The following is an 18,524-nucleotide window of genomic DNA, read 5'->3' as shown; positions in this document are numbered from 1 at the left end:
CCAGATTATAACACCATTAAATGTGCAAAAATACGTCAATTGGTTGAAGAAGAAAGGTCTAAGAGGTGAACAATTGAGAAGATAATCAAAAAGATCATATTTAATGATGCAGTAAACGTAAAAGACCACCCATTGCGGGTGGTAGATTTTTCGTGTTATGTTATATAATGAAGTCTTTATTTAAGAAATATTAATGTCAGCCTTATTTGCTTTTTCAGTTAAGTAATTACAAAACGCGGAACAGGTTATTAGCATAAATTGAGCATCTTCATAAGAAACATTTGGTACATCTTTATGAGCGTGGCGAATACCATCGTTATCACTTGTATACCAGTATATTCTTTTGAATCCTTCTTTTAATGTATCCTGAATGACTATTCCGTTTTGTTCTAGTTTATTTAAAGCTTGTCCTAGAGTTCCTTTTTCATCTTTTACAATAACCTTACATATAGATTCAACTGCGCTTATCGATTCTTTAATAGAATTAATATAGTCTGGATTAGTTCGATTAGCCATTAAACGCAAGGCCTGTTCTATATGCATACTTACAAAGGACTTAGTACCACTAGAACTCATTGCCTTTTCAATGGATTCCCTCTCTTGTTCTGTAGTAATTTGAGTAAGTATATTACCTGTAAATCTATAGGCGGATTTTTCTTGTTCTAGAATCCGGTTACACTCTTTTTTAAATAACTCAAAATTATCAAGAAAAGGAAAACTTTTGGCCACATATTCGATGAAATCATATGCTTGGTACCATTCGGCTGCGAAGTATCGAGTTTCTATATATGCAATAAAACTATCTAGATTAGAAGGTATTTTACTAAGGGGTAATTTGTAAAAGTCATACCATAAAGTAGCTGTTAGTATATTTAAGTTCTTTAAACCTTCTTTTTCTGAAACGCTAGATGTAGAGCTTTTATATTTTTTGTATTCTGTTCGCCAAATAAAAGTATAAAAAGAATTCCATAAACCGTTGCGTAATGGTTCGTTCATGGAATCGATTTGTATTAAGTGTTTTACAGGAACAAATCCCGTTCGTTCAGAAAATCGCATTAAAATTTTCCTCCATATAATGTATTTTTATTACATTATATCAATAATTAGATAAATTAACCATTTGTTTAGCCAATCTTAAACTGAGGAAAAATTTTTTGAGTTTAGAATTTACTCTTACTTTTCAAAAGGGTAACATAATTTTCGGGATTTATAAGGTTTGAAAACTACGAAAATTCAAAATAACGATATTAATTTGCATCCTCCTTATGTTCTACGATTAATAGTATCTCATTTATAACGGGAATACTCAATTCATTAGCAAACTTCTCAAACACTTTTTTCGGTATCTATTCATCTTCAAACTCGTTAATCTACTGGTGGATCTTGTAATATGTATCGTATGATCTGTTTTTGGGGGTTACTTTTCTTTAATCCTCTACTTAAAGGATTTCTGTATAATAATTTTCTTTTTCAATATAACCAAACTCCACTTTTTAAGGAAACATTGAAACATTTAATTCTTTTGCCATCATAAGTGAACTAGTAGCCCATTCTACATATTGTTGAGGAAGTCTATGTGTTATCGCTTGTCATTTCTCTTTTACCGTAACGATAGGTGTGTTCATTCCTAACATACCTACAAACAATACTTCATAAATTGCCCTTTGTTCCTTTTAATTTAAGGTATTGATAAAATGGCATGCTTGTTAACATCGATATAAATTTTAGCCCCTTGTTTGTTAACCATATAATCCTTAGTAGTCACGTTATATCCTCCATCTTTTTTATTGTAAGAACAAGTATAGTATATAATATTTTTCAGTATACTGTTTTAGATATTCGAAGTTGGTTTTTAAAAAATTATAAACAGTCAAACTTTTCGTTGCTACCACATTACTTTCGATAATTAAAAAAGAAAAAAGTTGTTAGGGCTGATAGCAAATTTAAGCAGTAAAACCCACTTCCTTTCCGGTTTATATACTAAAAGAAAATGGTTTTTCCATAATATAGTTGAGAATATCTTTTACAGCATAAGCAATGTTCCAATGTCGTACACAAAAATTGATACAATTGTAAAAGATACAGGAATAAACAGAAAGTCCGTTGTGGAGTGTCTTAAAGCGTTGTATGAAGAGGAAATTCTATACTTTGTACACTTTCATATTAACAATTCAATTATAAGGAACTACTGCACAAGATGGATTCATAAAGAGTATACTTCTGAATGGGCAATTTGAGAAGCAAAATCCCAATACAAGATAGATAGAAAAAATTTTAAAGGTGGAGGCGTTGGAGTATCAGAGGAATAAAAGGGACGGTTAAAGCCGTCCTTTTTGTATTGAAGTAGATGATTGAACGTGAAGTCGTAATTTCACTGCATTATACTTAATAAAACCCGTCTTTTATTATCTGCTTACGAATGAATTGGATAGGGAACAAATTTAAAGAACAGGTTTAAACATCCTGTTTTCTCTAAAAATATATATGTAAAATATATGGTATAATATTCCTGTATTGATTTTTCAAGTACAGGCTATACTTGAAATTTATGTCATTTGAAGTTATCCATTTAGGATAATGAATTAAGTTGAATTTTGTCTAAGAAAATTTTTAATTGGATGGGGGAACGTGTTTTGACGAGTTATATAATTCCATATTTAGACCCAGAAATACATAATAGGGAAGAAGACCCGTTATTCTCAGAGTATACTTATGGAAATAGTAAGAAGAATGGTTGGATTTTGAAAACTAAAGTTTCGAAGGGGGATTTCTTATTTTTTTATAAAAGTATAGAAAATAACCCCTGCATTACCGCATTTTACGAAGTGGAAAAAGTTTTGGATATTCAAAAAGCAAAAATGGATAATACAATCATGATAAAATATAAAAATCCGCACTTATTTAGAAATAAGGTTCAAGAGAATGAAGTAATTGTTTTTGGTAATCCAGAAAAATCAATGGTATTGGATACCCCTCTGATAGTTAACAGGGCATTACTAGAGGAATTATCAATTGATTATAATCCATCTCCAAATCAAACAGAATTGCAAGCTCTTACGTTAAAGGTCAGATGGAAGCGGTTAAATAATTCACAATTAAAAATATTGCTTAAGAAAGTGAATCCACTGCATAGCGAGGGTTTTCTGATATTTCAGAGAAAAATGGAATCACCGATTGTTTTGGATAAAACCGAAAAAGAATCGGTTGTTAAGGCACGTATAGGTCAGTCAATTTTTAAAAAGGCGCTTTTAGCTGTAGAAAAGAAATGTAAATTGTGTGGTGTATCGGATGAACGCTTCTTAGTAGCTAGCCATATTAAGCCCTGGAGTCAATCTAATGATAAAGAGCGGTTAGATGTTAATAACGGATTGTTATTTTGCCCTAACCATGATTCTTTATTTGACAAAGGATATATTAGTTTTGATAAAGGTGGGTCGATTTTAATTTCAGATAGTATAGATGAAGTAACTAAGGTTTTTCTAAATACCAATGAAACCATGAGGATAGAGTTGAATGAGCAACAACAGAAATATATGAATTGGCATCGGGAGAATATTTATAAGTCTGAACAATTGGTTTAAAAGCTGATTAATATCCAAAAAGGATTGATGAAAATGAAAGAGGTTCAACTTCATGAAATTTTAATTGCAAATCCGTACCTAATTGAAGAAGGGTGTATTTTTTAGAAAGTGAGGTTAACTTGAGTGGAAAACGGTGCGATCTGTTATTTTTGGATAAAAACAAAAAGAAACTTTTTGTTGAAGTTAAATTAAAGGTAAGTGATAGTGCTGTAGGTCAATTAATTCGATATGATGGGCTTGTAAATAATCCAGATGCCCGATTCATGTTGGTTGGACTTACTTTTGTAGAAGGGCTCAAAGAAGGACTTAAAAAACACGGTTATGAATATAAGGAAATTAATCTTGAAAATGTTAAGGAAAACAAAGGAAACATTGCCTTATATAAAAAGAAAGTTCCAAGAAATATATCTAAGTTTGAAACTGTGGAGCAATTAATTCAAACGTATAGTTTAAGGGAACAACGAATTACTAAAGAAATTTTTGAATATGCTTATGGTCTAGAAGGTGTTTATTATTATCTGGCAGATGGTATTATGATGAGACGAGCATCTAGACGTTTTAAGTTTTTATCAATTTCAACAAAAGGAAATAGAGTTTTGTTCCATGTCCCTACTAAAATGAGAGATTCTGTTTTTGAAAGGTTTAGAGACAAGATAAAGATTTTCATCCCCGCTGACACAAGAGACAAAAATCAGATTAATATAGAGTTGAAAAACATTATTTCTCTAGAAAGCATTAAGAAATTGATTTATTGTGCATATCAAGAGCGTGAATGATGCTTAAGTTTAATGACTTTAATTGATTTCTTGAAATTTAAGAATGTGTGTAACTTATTTTAGTAAAGATGTAAGGGTGTAACCCGATTATCTCAAGTAACTACTGAGTTGATGTTTTAAATTGAATATGTCTATGATAAACAGGGGGAAGGAATTTATTGAATTTCTACATGTTAAGCTATTAGCACGATAGATCAAGAGATTGTTGTTGACGCTAATAATGCCCTTGTTCCTATATATTAACATCTCTATACGGTAATATACGTAAGTTGAGGGGATTATTACAAAAAGCATAACCCTGTTAGTAAAATAGATTTAACTAATTCTCTAATATTAAGAAGATAACTATGTTTATGGTAAAAAATATATATGGTGGAGGATTTTTATGACTGATTTCTTATATTACCCTGGTTTTGAAATAGAAGATGATGAATGGTTAAAGTTTGCTTTACTTTATATGATAAAGGTACATACTATAGTTCCTTTTGAAGCTGACAACTATTTAAGTGTTAAACACAGGGATTTAAAAAACTCAACTAATTTATTAGAAAGTTACCGTCCAACCTATGATGAAGGAGAAAAATCCACGTATGATGCAATTGATATTATTCAAAATATTATTAATAAACCCAAACGAAACCTTGGAATTTTAGGTGAAGTTAATATTCTTGATTTTTGGAGACAAATACAATATCAAGATACTGAACTATTCAATACAAAGTTTTCTCCAGAATTTGTTAGTTTTTGTGGTGATTACGGTCTTTGTCATGAAACTTATAACGGCATTAGACTTCCAAAGCAATTAGCTTTAATTTATATGTCAGTCTTTGCTCATAATATTGGAGACCATACAGGGATGTCGGTTATTACGGATACAAAAGAGCAAAGGCAAATCTCTAGAATAAATAATAAAGCTTGGAAATATAATCCTTGCTTCGAAGAGCTAAAATCTATGAAAAAATTAATTGAACTTCAAATTCCAGTAAACTTAAAAGAAATTCCTCTTGTGGAAATAATAAAACTGCGTAATAAGCAATCTTTTCAAAAAAAATTGAATGCCTTTCACACCGCCCTTAGTGACTTTACAAACACTACAGGACAAAATTTAACAGAAGGTAACTGTATGCAAATCAAAGAACATCTTAAGGCTTCAATTCTTGACCTAACTGTTGATATTACAGGGGTTGCAACTGGGACAGTGGCTACTGCGTTAGGGGTATGGTTAGTTTTTTCTAGTCATGGCAGCAACTATGAATTAGCAAAAGAGTTTTTAGGTTTTGGAGCAACAGTAGGCGGAGCAATTCAGGTTTATGATAAGATACAAACAACTCAAAATAAATATTTAGCTGCAAGATATCTTACTGATTTAAAGAAATTAGGTAGGAATTATCGGGCATTATCACCAATGAGTTAAGTAGTTAGTTAAACCAATTGAATCATTTGATACGTACTGCATATTAATAAAAATTTGATTTTATTTTGTACTTGTTTAGTCAATTAATAGACTTTAAGAGCATTAGAACGCTTGACTTCCTTTTTAAAGAAAACTACTAGTTCTATAAAATGGAAATAACATTTTAATAGAAGGTGATATTAGATGGCTGATTTTGATGAATTTATTCAAGTTTGGCAAAAGAAAATTGAAAACATGAAAAAACAATTTAGTGAAATTAACATAAAGCAATCGCTCGATATAATGGAAGAAGTCGCTGTTTACGGTGCTGAACAAGGTTGGACAATTCCTCTTCATACAACCATGAGGGAAAGTCAGGAGCTTATACATGGAAAATCCAAAAGTGAAATGGACAAAGTATTTGAGGAGCACTATTTAATAGAAGAAAATTATATGAAAATGAAAAAAAGACTTACCAGCAATGCTTTTGAAGGGAGATGGGAAGTACTACTTGAAGAGTGTTTTCAAAATTACGAGGAAGGTCGTTTTAGGATTACTATTCCCAGCTTATTTTCTATATTAGAAGGAACATTGTTTAATATTGTTCAAGACCAAGATTGGAAGCAAGCTTTCAGAGAAAAGGAAAAAGAGTTGATGGAAGGGAGTATAAGAAATCAAGTGTATTACTCAGTAATAACCTTTATTAATCATGCTTTTTCTTTCGGTAAATTTAAAGAACTTAATTATAAGCCAGCCTTAATTAATCGTAACTGGGTGCTTCATGGTAGATATAATGTCAACGAATGGGAGCGGGTTGATTCTTTAAGACTGTTTAATGCCCTATACAGTATCACTCTTTTAAATTTCAATACTCAAAAGAAATAAAGAGGAAAAGTAATGGCTTAACCTAGAACATGGCTTCATAAAGTTATAAATGCTCTCAAGGAGATTGGAGGGCATGGAATTCTTAACGATATTGCTAAGAAGATAATCGAAAGAGATGTTATGGGCTTTAATACTGTTGAATATAAAAACGAATTCATTTAAAGATTTTGTTTAACTTTGACCTCGAGAAACCTTGCGAATAATCGTTCTACTGCATTTTCCTTTGTAATTCTTTCAGCTTTTCGCTTATGTGGTTGTCGTTTTCGCATGTTTTTTTTCGTTAAAGTATCCTAAAGACAATAAAAAACACTCCCTGTATTCTGAATTTCAGATTTAACGGAGTGTTGTGTTTCAATCAATATTTGAGTGGAACCTAATGTTAATTTTTTAGGTTTGACAGTATACATATATCAATGTTTTTCAAGTTCATAATTGATAATCCGCCTATAACCCTGTCAAGATAGAACTGTATGTACTCAAAAGAGCCCGTTAGTAACCTAGAATTTGTATGTGTCCAAGAAATTAAGGACATTATCTATGTGAAATTCCATGCAATGCACTTTAATATCCTGGTATTTCACATAATTGTTGACCAAGTTGTGACCAATTACTTTATTTGCACATGTATAAAATTTTTATGCGTAGCCTAACATTTTTTTCTTGTTTTGTGCCATAATATATAATATAAGAAACGGAGGTGTAATAATTATGCGCACACATGTGCTTTATTTTTATCAAAAAATAAAATGTTTAGATAGCGATGATTTAAAAAGTGCAGACATTCTAACCCAGTCATCTCCACTGGTTGCCTCCGTCGATAAAGCTATTAGAAAAAATAATGAACGGTTAAGTGCAAAACTTAGACCATTTGAGTTACAACAAGATAGATTACTTTCGTTGATTCAAAACGCTGATTATTTAGGTATTCAAGTACTTGATATTGAATTTACTGAAGAAATCGATTTAGAACTGCGTGATGAATTAAATGAAGCGTTACTTACAAATGATAAATTTTATATTAATCGAGTGTTAAGCATGATTTTGAAGAATGGGCATGATATTTTCGCTATCTCCTATTTAGAAAATGGAAGGACTTTTCGTATTACAAAGTTCGCTGTAGCGGAAATTCCTGCTGAAATAAATGAGTTAGCTTCTCTTGCTTTTTCTTTACCTATAGAATTAGCGACTGGGATTAAAAATATTCCAGTGGAGAGGATGTAAAGTATGTTAAATTTAGATAGAAAAAATTTTTTCACACAAACGATACAATATTTATTGTTACTTATATTGTTTAACCAATTTTGGGGTGAGGAAAAATGGTTTGCAAATAAACTTCGAGATTCACTATTAATGATAGGAATTTATGTATCATTTTTATTAGTTGGTTGGTTCTCTTTTTTATTTAGACCGATTAGTATATCTGTTGTTCAAAATAATGCCCTAGGTAGTAACATAGAATTTACTTTAATTACGCAAGAAGGTAATAGGATATCAAGTGAACTTCAGCGCACAGTTAAATTAGACCTGGAGGTTACAAGGAAAGGTAGTGTATGGTGGCGTATATTACTTCGGTTAATCAAAAATAAGGAACTTTTATTAGAAGTTGAGCCTACGCCTAGACAATTGATGCTTCAAGCGAAGGACCAATTTCAAAATGATGAAATAATAGTTGATAATCAAACGGGTTTTAAAATTAGTTTAAATAAAATAATAAATGATCTTGGATCTTTACAGACCGGTAAGAATAACGTGGTTATAACGAAAACATATCCGTATTACATTGCTAATCATACTGATATAAGTATTCCGGATAATTTATCAGCGAGTGTTATTCCGAGATTTACTGTCAATGGCGAAGGATTAAAATGGCTTAAATTTTTTATTAAGGTAGATATTAAAGAGCAGAAAGTAAGATTTTTTCGTAGATAATAGGGGGAGTAGCATTGTCTAAAAATAACACCAAAATTGTAATTTGGGCTATGGAGCCACGCTTTCGATTGAATTATATTATTGAATTATTACAACTGAACTATAAACAAGAGATTGATTATCTTGTTGATCATGCTGATTTATCAGCCTATGATAAGACTCTTCAAAATAAATGGTTACCCGCTCCTGGAAGGGCTGACTTTGTCATTGAAAGAATGAATATTGTAGGGCAAGAAATTGAGTATATTCCAGCCTTAGGCCAGTATGAACTCCAGTTAGGAGCTTCAAAAGGACTAATTAATAACACTCCTCTTCCAAGGGATATAAGGGTATTTAATCGTTCTGTGAATGCTGTGTTCTTTGAATATTTCGGTAGAGTGTATTGCGCTTTAGAAGTGAGTGCAAGCCAAGAAGGAAAAGTAAGATCGGCTTTATTTGGTCAAGGTTACAGAAACCCAAAAGAAGAATGGGGGAAAGTATACTATAAAGATATTGATACATATGCTTTGGATAGCAGATTTTTCTATTGGATCTTTAGTAAAAGAGGACAAAGTATACCGTGGAACGGTTCAGAGGATGAAAGTATCCAAGTGGTAGATGTTTCGGCTGTTTCACAACTTGCTGAAAGACAAGCTTATGATAGTACAAGTCAAGGGGCTAATGTTTTAGGATCAGTCCAAGCATTATCTGGATTAGGAAGTAATCAGAGTGTGTATAATGGAGGTTTTTATTTTTTAAAGCATAATGACTTTAGTTTGTTTATGGAAATAGGAGCGGATGGTTCCTGTACAATAGATACTGGAAGATCAAATTTTATCAAAAATGGTCAAATTGAAAATGTATCACAGAACTTCCAATATTTGATTCTAGTACTCTACACATCTCTATTTCCTGGTTTGAAAGAATTATATAATACAGAGCGTACAGGTGGGGTATGGACAATTCTTAGAGAAGCCGATCAAAGAAAACAATGGGCTTTAGAAGTAGTTAAAGAATTATGTGAGGAAAACGAAATAGCTTTAAGTGAATTAGAATCAATTCTTACATAAATAAAAAGCCTGGTCAATTTGAAGTGCCCCCGAAAACAGGACACATATCAAAACACCTAAACCATCTGTTCCTTAAATTCTTTAGGGGATAGGTGGTTTAATTTCTCTTGAATTCGCACACAATTGTAGTAATGAATGTATTCTAGCACAATCATTCGTACAGTTGTGTTGGATACTTTTGTTATCTTTTGTGAATAGAAAGCTTCACTTTTTAAATGGCCAAAGAAGCTTGCCATGACGGCATTATCATGGCAATTTCCTTTCCGGGACATGCTGGTGATGATGCCGTTTTGTTTGGCATACGCTTGAAATTCCTTCCCAGTATAAATACTTCCTTGATCTGAGTGAAGGATGACATCTTTTACTTTTCGTCCTCTCATCGCTTGTTTTACTGTCTTTATCGCTAAGGCTAGATTTTGCGATTTACTGATGACATAACTTATAATGTCACGATTAAAGGCATCCATAATCGTTGATAAATACAAAGTACGCTCTCCAAATAATAAATAAGTTACATCTGTAAACCACTTTTCATTTGGGGCTGACGCTTCAAATTGACGTTCTAATCGATGAGGAGTTACGACTGGTTCCGCACCATTCATCTATTTCTTTTTCTTACGACGTACTTTTGAGAGTATATGATATTGTTTCATAACCCGTAATACCTTTTTGTGATTGACACACATCCCCATCTTTCGAAGAGTAGCAGTCACTCTTCGATATCCATATCGTAATTTATGCCTAAGACAGACCTTCTTTATTCTTTCTTCTACCTCATCTTTAGGGCGTTCCGTTATCTGTAACCAACGATAAAATGTAGAACGCGGTAATTCTAATACTTTACACAGTTCTTGGGCGGTTACCCTTGTTTTTAATTCATTCCATAGAGTAATAACGGTATGTGGTTTCAGCTCCTTTCGATTTCCAGATACTTTCCCCATACAAGTAATTTTGTTTTTAATGTTTATTTTCTAATCGTAGCTTTTCCAATTCACTAAGTTCGTTTGGCCCTTTTCCATAAGCATATTGTTTTCCTACAGGTTGTTGAAAACGGTGCGTTTGACCGGTCCTATACCATTTCATCCATGTCTTAATTTGGGAAACATTTTTAATTCCAAGCTTCTCCATAATGGTCCGATTGGAATACCCATCCTTTTTCATTTCAATCACTTTTCACTTTACTTCTTCTGGGTAATGAACTCTTGTTTTTTTCATGTACCACTATTCGGGTTCACTTTAATTTGACTTGGCTTTTTATTTATGTAAGCAAGGTTGAATAATTATCTTATGTTTCGAGTGGTGTCCTCTAGTTAGGTATAATGGTTCATGTACATAAAATCCATTGACCAAAATTACCTTTAATTATTAATAGATAGTGACAAGTTTCTAAACGACATAATCAAAATTTAATTTATATTAATTGAATATAATTTTAAAATGCTAATCTCAAAATAAAAATAACAATAGTAAATTGTTATAAAATAAATATTACCATATAAGTTGTATAATATTAGATGAATATAGATATTTGGAGGGATTTCATGGATAGTAAATTAACAATGGGGTTATCAATGCAAGCGAATAAAGGGATATACGCATTGTTTCTCGGATCAGGTGTATCGTATTCAGCAAGGATTAAAACAGGTTGGGGAATTATCGAAGACATTTGTGACCATATTAGAACATTGAGACCCGAAACGGTGGAAGAGGGAGAAATATCTACTGATTGGTATAATAGAATTTATCAAGTAGAGCCTCGATATGATGATTTACTTGAGATGATAGCTCCAACACCTGCGGAAAGACAAGGCTTTTTGGAAAAATATTTTGTACCAACAGAACAAGAACGAGAAGATGGGATGAAAACACCTACACAAGCGCACCGTTCTATAGCTCAATTGGTTAAAAAAGGTTATATCAAAGTTATTCTTACAACAAATTTCGATCAACTAATGGAACAAGCTTTAGGATTTGAAGGGGTAAACTATCAGGTAGTGCATGATGAAAGTTCTATTGCGGGTATGAAACCTTTATTACATTCAGATTGTACGGTTATAAAAATTAACGGAGACTATAAGGATAATCGTTTTCGTAATATTTCAGAAGAACTATCCTCTTATTCTCCTAAGCTAGAAGAACTTTTGAAGGATATTTTTGATAAATGTGGACTTATTATCTCTGGATGGTCAGGTGAATGGGACGTAGCGATTAAAAATATTATGAAGAGTATTAGCAGTCGAAGATATTCTTGGTATTGGCATTCATATAGTGATCAACTAACAAGCGGAGCGCAGGAGTTAGTTAGTTTTAGAGATGCACAGGTAATACTTGATAATAAAGGGGCGGATGGTTTCTTTTCTCAATTATTAAATAATGTAGAGGCAATTGAAAATCATCTCACAGTTAACACTTTTACTGTCGAAACTATTATTGCACAGGCGAAAAATTTACTAAGTAAAAATAAAATAATAGAGCTTCATGATTTAATGATGTCTGAAACAGAGAGTGTAATGCAGAGCATTAGAGAGCTTCAAATGGATAAATCATTTAATGGTTTGGAAGATTTTAAGAATTCGATCAGAGGATTAATATCAAAGTCGGCAAATCTATGTGCTTTACTCACAACAATTTGTTATTATAATGAGCATTCTCGCATAACAGAATTTGTTATTGATACATTATCAAGGCTAACATGTATGCCTAATATTGAGGGGACATATTTGGAGGTAAATGAGGGGATTAGAAGAGTACCTGTAATTGTTGCGACTTACAGTGTAGGTATAGCTTTATTAAAAAGGAACTCATTCGGAGAGTTAGAAAAGATGTTAACGAAACCGCTTCTATATGATAATTTTTATTCGGAGCATGATATGAAATATTTAGAGTATGCTAACCCACGTGTTCTTCATGGATATCTAAAGGAAGGTGGTGATAGCAGCTATGTTCCAATGAGTGAAATGATTTTTGAACAATTAGGTGATATATTTAGCGGTATTTTACCAACAGATAGGGAGTATATGGAATGCTTCGAACTATTCGAATTGATATTTTGTCTAAAATCAAGTCAATATCGATCAGGTAAAAGCTATGGTAGGTTTGTTTATCATCATTATCAGCCGTACTTTAAAAAATTCCTAATGGATGGTGCTAAGGAAAAAAAGAAATGGGCTGCTTTAGAGCTGTTTAATTATGATCCCTCAATGTTTAAAGCTGTTTTGGAGTCGCTTCAAGAAACAACAGGAACTGAGTTGTGGCCATTTGATTTAGCACAGCATTACCAAGTTGACTAAAAATGAGCATTAAAGAATGTGTACATAAATTTTATTAGAAAAATGATTTTTAAAATAAAGTTAAGGGCGATTATTAGGTTTTGTAATAATTGCCCTTAAACAATTTTAATGGTGTTATTAAATGTAAAATATTATATGTGAATTTTAGAAGAGATTATTGATAGAGCACTTTAATAAGATTCAAGATTTATTAGATACTTATAGTCATGTATTACCGAGTATGCAACTTGAGACTGCAAATAAAATAAATCAGCTATTATTCTAAGTTATTGTACAGGTGGATGTTTTAAATGGAGAAAAATGGTTTAAATTATTTATTAAAATAAAATACGCCGATTAATTTTATTGAAGGCAAGGATATAAGGGTAGTTATTCAAGATGATGATATTCAAAATGAAGGATGGAAATCAAATGTTAAGGCTATAAAACTTTTAATTGATGAGTTGCCTGTAGGATTTATTCAAAAAGATACAGAAGACTTTTTAATTAATGAAAAAATTACTTTTCTTTTACTTAATTCAATTGCTGAATTGTTGAAGGATAATGATCCTATTGGATTTATACGCAATAAAAATAATATGGAAGTAATAAGTTATCTCATAGACTTAGTAAGTGATCAAAAATGGGAATATAATCCAGTTTTTCAAGAGTTTATTTAAGAATGAAACGACGATTAAACAAAAACATTTGAAGGAGATTATTGATGTCTTATTGCTATTGTACGAAGTGTGAGAGTGTTTATAGATGTGAAGATGTAAAAGTGTGTTGTGGTAATAAAAATAATTTAATTGACTGGGCAGAATTTGCTTTTATTATGGGATATTCTTTATATCCTGTTGAGAAGAAATATGCTGGGTTTCATTTAGATTTATATAAACGTTTAGATGCTAAATCTATGTATGGTCTTAGGGAATATGATCCTGAACTTTTTTATTATGAGTTTAATGGCTGGAAAGAGAGTGAATTAAAAAAACATAAATAATAACGTTATATTATTATAATGCGTTTAATAGTGTCGGGCGAAAGTCGTAGAATAAATGTCCTAAATTATTTTGTAGAGGGCAGCAAGTGGAGCGAGGTAGTAAATGAACAACTTTATGGTAGGGTGACCAATATGTGACCAGAAAGTCTGTGACGGCTTTAAAATTAATAAATATAAAATAGAACCTCCTTGATTATCAAGGGGGTTCTTCATATGATCCCGACTGGGTTTGAAGCAGTGACCTCCACCCTGTCAAGGTGGAGGCCTTTTAGCTAATTTAGTCTTCCTTTTGTATTAAAAACTCCCAAAACTTCTTTAATTCCTCCTGCTTTTGAGGAGAGGCGCTTTTAATAGCTTTAAACCACTGTTCTAATTCTGTATCAGTTACCTCAATATTATCTCTTGTAATGAATCCTATTTCTTCTAATAAGGATTTTGTGCTTATATTCATGGCATTTGATATCTTTTCTATTACTAAAAGTGTGGGTTCTACAGGTTTTCCAGTTCTTGAATCTACACCTTTTTCAAGTTTGTCTATATAAGTATGACTAACATCACATTTTTGAGCAAACTCGCGTAAGGATAGTTTATTTGTTAAACGATAATTTTTTATAATTTCACCAAGAGTTTTCTTCATATTTAATCCTCCTAGTACAATTGTAAACAATAATTTACAAAAAGAAACTAAAATAGAGAAAAAATATGTAAAACATTGTTGACGATTAAGTAAACTATGGTTTACAATTGTTTTGTAATCATATGAATACATAAGTGGAGAGGAGTAGAGCAATGAATAAGATAGCTGAATTAAGGAAAGAAAAACTAATATCACAAGAAAAGTTAGCGGCACAAGTTGGTTTATCGCGCACTTATATTTCTGAGATAGAGAATAATAAAAAACAACCTAACGTTAAGTTAGCTATAAAAATAGCAAAAGTTTTAGGAACAAGCGTGGAATCTATTTTTAGTCCCTCTTGTAAACTATAGTTTACGATGGTGGAGGTAGAGAATTTGATTGCCAATATAGCTGTTCCATCATAATTTAGATAGTCCAATTAATAGTAAAAAATACAGAAGAGGAAGTGTTTAATATGAATATGAAAACATTTGAAATGCGTGAAAAAAGATTAGCGGAACTACTAGGTGCAAAGGTACTATGGGAATTTATAAGTGCTGTTACAGAAGAAATTGAAAAGCAGGAGTTAGAGTCTACACCTGGATTATTAGAAGATCTATTCATACATGTGAAAGAAACGATTCAAATTCAAAATGTGAATCAACGCATAACAAAAGCCCCTGTACAAACAGAGGTTGATGGTATAAATAAAGATACATTATTTATGGAAGCGTATGTAGAATTAATTAATCATAAGTTTGTTATTTCTGAATTAGCTGTAGAGCTTTCATCTGTTCTAAAAGAATTAAATTGTTTTGTTCAATCATCTTTGCCACAGCTTCAAAGTGAGCTTGATTCTCAAGAACCTCAATCTGCTTCTCTTTAGGGAGTGATTGAAGTATTCTTTACACTCATATATGTTATTGCCGGAGTCTTGGATTAATTTATTATATAGTATGGGTAGGAAATAGATTCGATAGTTTACAATGAATTATATTTTGCCATTTGCTGGCGTCTGATACAAATAAGACAGTAATTTTCGGAAGTAGTGTGATGTCGTTGTATATAGTGTGGGAAACTTTAAACGATCAATTTCGTCAATAATGATGAGATCAATCCTAAATTTATCTGCTTTTTTAAAAGGATTTGTCCAACTATTTTCATAATTATCTCTTATTTCTAGATAACTATCTTTAGACATTTGAAAGCTGAAGCATGTATGAATAATCATGTCATATAACATTATTTGTTTAGCAATTTAATTTTTAAATTTAAAAGAAAGCTAAAATATGTTGAAGGGAAGCCATTAACTAATTATAAGTTATAAATTTGAATAGTTGCTACAGTCATATAATCCCATATGGTATAATTTTCTATAAAAATATTGGAAAGGGTTTAAGCGATGGGGCAATTACAAAGTAATTTTCAAACGGCAGAACAAATCGCAACGCAAATGAGGCATGCTTCTGATACTATCCAGAGTGCGATAAATCGTTCTATTACTAAGGCGAATCGTACTACGCTAACTGTTAATTCCAAAGCACAAGAAGCAAATCAGCAAGCTTTAGATTTAACGAAACAATTTTGTACCGCCTTTCAACAGGCAGTCGATAATATTCATTCGGTAGCTAACGAATTTGAGAGAATGGATAACGAACTTCAAAATACTTTTCGCTAATGTGACCACCTTCGTAAAGGTAAAACGGTAGGAGGAAAAAGATGAGTCAAGGTATTGAAAACCAAATCAAACAATTAAATCAAAGGTTACGAAGTGTATCTGAAGAACAGGACCGAAATCAATCCACAATTCAAACTCAAGAGCAAGCAGAAGAGGGCTTTTATGAATGGAAAAATCAAAATCGTCGTTTGTTTAATCGAATTTTAGAAACTTGGTATGGAGATAGAGAATTATCTCATTTTTTTATAAATATCTATAAAGAAGCACAACACATTGAGCGGAAACTTACATTTGAATTCGAAAACAAAAAAGAAGCGTTACTTAAAGAAAGACGAGATCTTAGTGATTTAGAAAATGAGCTTTCCTATCAGCAACAACAATTAGCAAAGGGGGGCAATGCATGAGTTTAAATATGTATTTGGGAGAAGTACAGAACCAGACTCAAAGCATGAATGCTGTATGTATGGCTACCATTCAAGGGATGGAACAAGCCATTCAGTCGATTGACGCTTTTGCAAGTGATACTGTTTTACAAGGTCAAACTTACGAAAGTGCAAGAACATTCTTTGTCCAAACCTTTCGACCTTTGGCTCAAGGAATTATTTTTTTATGTGAAGAGTTAATTCGTCAGAATAATGCTTTTCCCAATGATTTCGAATCACAGGTAGCTTCAACTGATGTCATTGAACAAGAGTTGCTAGAACAAATTCGAGAAATTGACCGAATGAAAGCAAGTATGGAAGCCATCAATCAAGCTATGCCAATCCCGGGTATGGAAGCTATGGCGAATCTTTTTACTGTCATGAGGAAAAAACTGCAAAAAAAGCTAGATCATCTACATGAATTTAATCAAACATCTAGTAATAACTATAGTACAGCAATTCAATTAGCTGCTAGCATTGCTACTGGCCTGGCAGAAGTACAGAGTGGAAAAGGATTTAATCCTGCAAGCGGCACATTTAGTACGAGAGAATTAAATATGGAATGGCTAACACCTATTCAAGAAATTATGTATGAACAAGCTATTCAAGATCAAATCGAAGAAATGGATTTAATAGAAAAACAAGTGGCTTTAAGGGCTCAGGAAGATAATAGATCATGGTATGAAAAAACAGCTATTGGTGCTTGGGAGTATTTGAATGGTGTTATCGAATTTTTTCAAGGTGCTGGTAGTGCAGCAGCGGAAAACTTTATTGGACTTAAAACGCCTGATAATGATAAATTAGAAAGCAAGATAACTTATCAAGCTGGAAGGCTTACTGGAAATGCTTTATCGATGGTAGGATCTGTTATAGAAATTTTTGAAGGTATTTCACTTATAGGTGGCTCTAATTTCTTAACCATCGTGGCGGAAATAGGAACCGGTGGATTGGCATCACCAATTGTTCTTCCATTAAATGGAGTTGCTACAGTAGCTGGTGCTGGTGTGGTTGGACATGGTGGATTTGTTTTACATAAATCAATTCAAAATGCTAAGGATACTCTTCAAAAATTCCAGTCTTCTTCAAATGGATCTGCTAGTACTATAAAAAAATCGTCACCTAAAAAAGTTAAAAGTTTAAGAGAACAATATTTAGGAAAGACACCTGGAAAGAAATCAAGAACTGGCCGTGAAGTAATAGAAAAAATGAAAAATGAAAATCCACCAAGAATTAGGACAACACGTGCCGGTAAAATGCAATTTAAGGCAAGTGATGGAGTGTGGTATGATCTTAGTAAATCAGATATGGCTCATCTAACCGATGCTGTCTCGTGGTGGAATAGTATTGGTAGGCATTATGGAGCAAAGTCTAAGGAAGTTAGAAAATGGATGCTAGATTCTGTTAATTATGAATTGGATCATTTTAGTTTAAATAGATCAGCAGGCGCTAAATTAGGTGAGAGATATTTGCCACCAACTAAAAAATAATTGGAGGTAAAGGGAATTGGAACTAGATGACAAAATATACAATCAAATTGTACAACTATGTGAAGAGGGAGATATTCTATTTGAAGTAGAACAATTTGATCAAGCACTGGAGAAATATTTAGTGGCTTTAGATATGGTGCCAGCACCAAAGACTAATTGGGAAGCAAGTACTTGGTTATATACAGTAATAGGCGACACTTATCTTATTAAAGATGACTATGAAATGGCAAAAAGTAATTTTTATAATGCTTTAAACTGTCCAGACGGTATTTCGAATCCATTGATTTTATTGAGACTTGGAGAGAGCTTGTTCGAATGTGGAGAACTTGAAAAAGCTAAGGAATATTTATTAAAAGCATACATGCTAGAAGGTTACAAGATATTTTTTGAAGAAGATGATAAATATTTTGACTTGATTAAAGACATTATTTAAGGA

17 protein-coding genes and 1 pseudogene are annotated in these 18,524 nt (G+C 32.2%); 15 read left to right on the top strand and 3 right to left on the bottom strand.

Features of this window, described 5'->3' with window-relative positions:
* Window positions 1-180 precede the first annotated feature (180 nt).
* Complete coding sequence (locus NST27_RS27965; protein ID WP_047387822.1) at window positions 181-1,056, bottom strand: AbiJ-NTD4 domain-containing protein; 876 nt, start codon at window positions 1,054-1,056, stop codon at window positions 181-183.
* A gap of 1,577 nt (window positions 1,057-2,633) precedes the next feature.
* On the opposite strand from NST27_RS27965, the gene NST27_RS27960 reads away from it, so the two are divergent.
* The 7 genes from NST27_RS27960 to NST27_RS27930 all read left to right on the top strand — a co-directional run bounded on the left by NST27_RS27960 (window position 2,634) and on the right by NST27_RS27930 (window position 9,613).
* On the top strand, window positions 2,634-3,581 hold the full coding sequence (locus NST27_RS27960) for an HNH endonuclease (RefSeq protein WP_047387818.1): 948 nt from the start codon (window positions 2,634-2,636) through the stop codon (window positions 3,579-3,581).
* 119 nt (window positions 3,582-3,700) lie between these two features.
* Window positions 3,701-4,357, top strand: a complete 657-nt coding sequence (locus NST27_RS27955) for a DUF91 domain-containing protein (RefSeq protein WP_233276726.1) — start codon at window positions 3,701-3,703, stop codon at window positions 4,355-4,357.
* 385 nt (window positions 4,358-4,742) lie between these two features.
* Window positions 4,743-5,771: a hypothetical protein gene (locus NST27_RS27950; protein WP_047387816.1), complete on the top strand. Its 1,029-nt coding sequence runs from the start codon at window positions 4,743-4,745 to the stop codon at window positions 5,769-5,771.
* Between the two features lie 183 nt (window positions 5,772-5,954).
* Window positions 5,955-6,635: a hypothetical protein gene (locus tag NST27_RS27945; RefSeq protein ID WP_047387814.1), complete on the top strand. Its 681-nt coding sequence runs from the start codon at window positions 5,955-5,957 to the stop codon at window positions 6,633-6,635.
* 708 nt (window positions 6,636-7,343) lie between these two features.
* Window positions 7,344-7,856, top strand: a complete 513-nt coding sequence (locus tag NST27_RS27940) for a hypothetical protein (protein WP_047387811.1) — start codon at window positions 7,344-7,346, stop codon at window positions 7,854-7,856.
* Window positions 7,857-7,859: 3 nt separating this feature from the next.
* Window positions 7,860-8,564: a hypothetical protein gene (locus NST27_RS27935; protein WP_047387809.1), complete on the top strand. Its 705-nt coding sequence runs from the start codon at window positions 7,860-7,862 to the stop codon at window positions 8,562-8,564.
* 14 nt (window positions 8,565-8,578) lie between these two features.
* Window positions 8,579-9,613 carry a hypothetical protein gene (locus tag NST27_RS27930; RefSeq protein WP_047387806.1) on the top strand — a complete coding sequence of 345 codons (1,035 nt, stop codon included), beginning with the start codon at window positions 8,579-8,581 and terminating at the stop codon, window positions 9,611-9,613.
* 56 nt (window positions 9,614-9,669) lie between these two features.
* On the opposite strand, the pseudogene NST27_RS27925 reads toward NST27_RS27930, so the two are convergent.
* Window positions 9,670-10,774 (bottom strand): annotated as a pseudogene (locus NST27_RS27925) (IS3 family transposase).
* A gap of 380 nt (window positions 10,775-11,154) precedes the next feature.
* On the opposite strand from NST27_RS27925, the gene NST27_RS27920 reads away from it, so the two are divergent.
* On the top strand, window positions 11,155-12,903 hold the full coding sequence (locus NST27_RS27920) for an SIR2 family protein (RefSeq protein ID WP_047387803.1): 1,749 nt from the start codon (window positions 11,155-11,157) through the stop codon (window positions 12,901-12,903).
* A 703-nt stretch (window positions 12,904-13,606) separates the two neighbouring features.
* Window positions 13,607-13,885: a hypothetical protein gene (locus NST27_RS27915; protein WP_047387800.1), complete on the top strand. Its 279-nt coding sequence runs from the start codon at window positions 13,607-13,609 to the stop codon at window positions 13,883-13,885.
* 277 nt (window positions 13,886-14,162) lie between these two features.
* Here the strand turns inward: NST27_RS27915 and NST27_RS27910 are convergent, their stop codons facing one another.
* Window positions 14,163-14,522, bottom strand: a complete 360-nt coding sequence (locus NST27_RS27910; protein ID WP_047387797.1) for a helix-turn-helix domain-containing protein — start codon at window positions 14,520-14,522, stop codon at window positions 14,163-14,165.
* Window positions 14,523-14,674: 152 nt separating this feature from the next.
* Between NST27_RS27910 and NST27_RS27905 the strand changes: the two genes are divergently transcribed.
* From NST27_RS27905 to NST27_RS27880, 6 genes are all read left to right on the top strand, one after another.
* Window positions 14,675-14,872, top strand: coding sequence for a helix-turn-helix transcriptional regulator (locus NST27_RS27905; RefSeq protein WP_001033047.1), 198 nt, complete (start codon window positions 14,675-14,677; stop codon window positions 14,870-14,872).
* A 104-nt stretch (window positions 14,873-14,976) separates the two neighbouring features.
* Window positions 14,977-15,387, top strand: coding sequence for a hypothetical protein (locus NST27_RS27900; RefSeq protein ID WP_047387795.1), 411 nt, complete (start codon window positions 14,977-14,979; stop codon window positions 15,385-15,387).
* Between the two features lie 516 nt (window positions 15,388-15,903).
* Window positions 15,904-16,179, top strand: a complete 276-nt coding sequence (locus NST27_RS27895) for a TIGR04197 family type VII secretion effector (protein ID WP_047387792.1) — start codon at window positions 15,904-15,906, stop codon at window positions 16,177-16,179.
* Window positions 16,180-16,220: 41 nt separating this feature from the next.
* Complete coding sequence (locus tag NST27_RS27890; protein ID WP_047387788.1) at window positions 16,221-16,583, top strand: DUF3958 family protein; 363 nt, start codon at window positions 16,221-16,223, stop codon at window positions 16,581-16,583.
* Window positions 16,580-18,088, top strand: a complete 1,509-nt coding sequence (locus NST27_RS27885; protein ID WP_047387785.1) for a T7SS effector LXG polymorphic toxin — start codon at window positions 16,580-16,582, stop codon at window positions 18,086-18,088. The genes NST27_RS27890 and NST27_RS27885 overlap by 4 nt, the downstream gene beginning before the upstream one ends.
* Window positions 18,089-18,104: 16 nt before the next feature.
* Window positions 18,105-18,521: a tetratricopeptide repeat protein gene (locus NST27_RS27880; RefSeq protein ID WP_016083030.1), complete on the top strand. Its 417-nt coding sequence runs from the start codon at window positions 18,105-18,107 to the stop codon at window positions 18,519-18,521.
* The last annotated feature ends 3 nt before the right edge of the window (window positions 18,522-18,524 follow it).

It is taken from the genome of Bacillus sp. FSL W8-0770 (assembly GCF_038008705.1).
In the GTDB taxonomy this organism is placed as follows: Bacteria; Bacillota; Bacilli; order Bacillales; family Bacillaceae_G; genus Bacillus_A; species Bacillus_A cereus.
This window is presented reverse-complemented; position numbering and strand designations above follow the sequence as displayed.

Coding starts and splice junctions, on each gene's coding strand:
- NST27_RS27905 (WP_001033047.1), top strand. CDS start 14,675: ATGAATAAGATAGCTGAATTAAGGAAAGAAAAACTAATATCACAAGAA.
- NST27_RS27920 (WP_047387803.1), top strand. CDS start 11,155: ATGGATAGTAAATTAACAATGGGGTTATCAATGCAAGCGAATAAAGGG.
- NST27_RS27935 (WP_047387809.1), top strand. CDS start 7,860: ATGTTAAATTTAGATAGAAAAAATTTTTTCACACAAACGATACAATAT.
- NST27_RS27895 (WP_047387792.1), top strand. CDS start 15,904: ATGGGGCAATTACAAAGTAATTTTCAAACGGCAGAACAAATCGCAACG.
- NST27_RS27915 (WP_047387800.1), top strand. CDS start 13,607: ATGTCTTATTGCTATTGTACGAAGTGTGAGAGTGTTTATAGATGTGAA.
- NST27_RS27885 (WP_047387785.1), top strand. CDS start 16,580: ATGAGTTTAAATATGTATTTGGGAGAAGTACAGAACCAGACTCAAAGC.
- NST27_RS27940 (WP_047387811.1), top strand. CDS start 7,344: ATGCGCACACATGTGCTTTATTTTTATCAAAAAATAAAATGTTTAGAT.
- NST27_RS27900 (WP_047387795.1), top strand. CDS start 14,977: ATGAATATGAAAACATTTGAAATGCGTGAAAAAAGATTAGCGGAACTA.
- NST27_RS27950 (WP_047387816.1), top strand. CDS start 4,743: ATGACTGATTTCTTATATTACCCTGGTTTTGAAATAGAAGATGATGAA.
- NST27_RS27910 (WP_047387797.1), bottom strand. CDS start 14,522: ATGAAGAAAACTCTTGGTGAAATTATAAAAAATTATCGTTTAACAAAT.
- NST27_RS27890 (WP_047387788.1), top strand. CDS start 16,221: ATGAGTCAAGGTATTGAAAACCAAATCAAACAATTAAATCAAAGGTTA.
- NST27_RS27945 (WP_047387814.1), top strand. CDS start 5,955: ATGGCTGATTTTGATGAATTTATTCAAGTTTGGCAAAAGAAAATTGAA.
- NST27_RS27965 (WP_047387822.1), bottom strand. CDS start 1,056: ATGCGATTTTCTGAACGAACGGGATTTGTTCCTGTAAAACACTTAATA.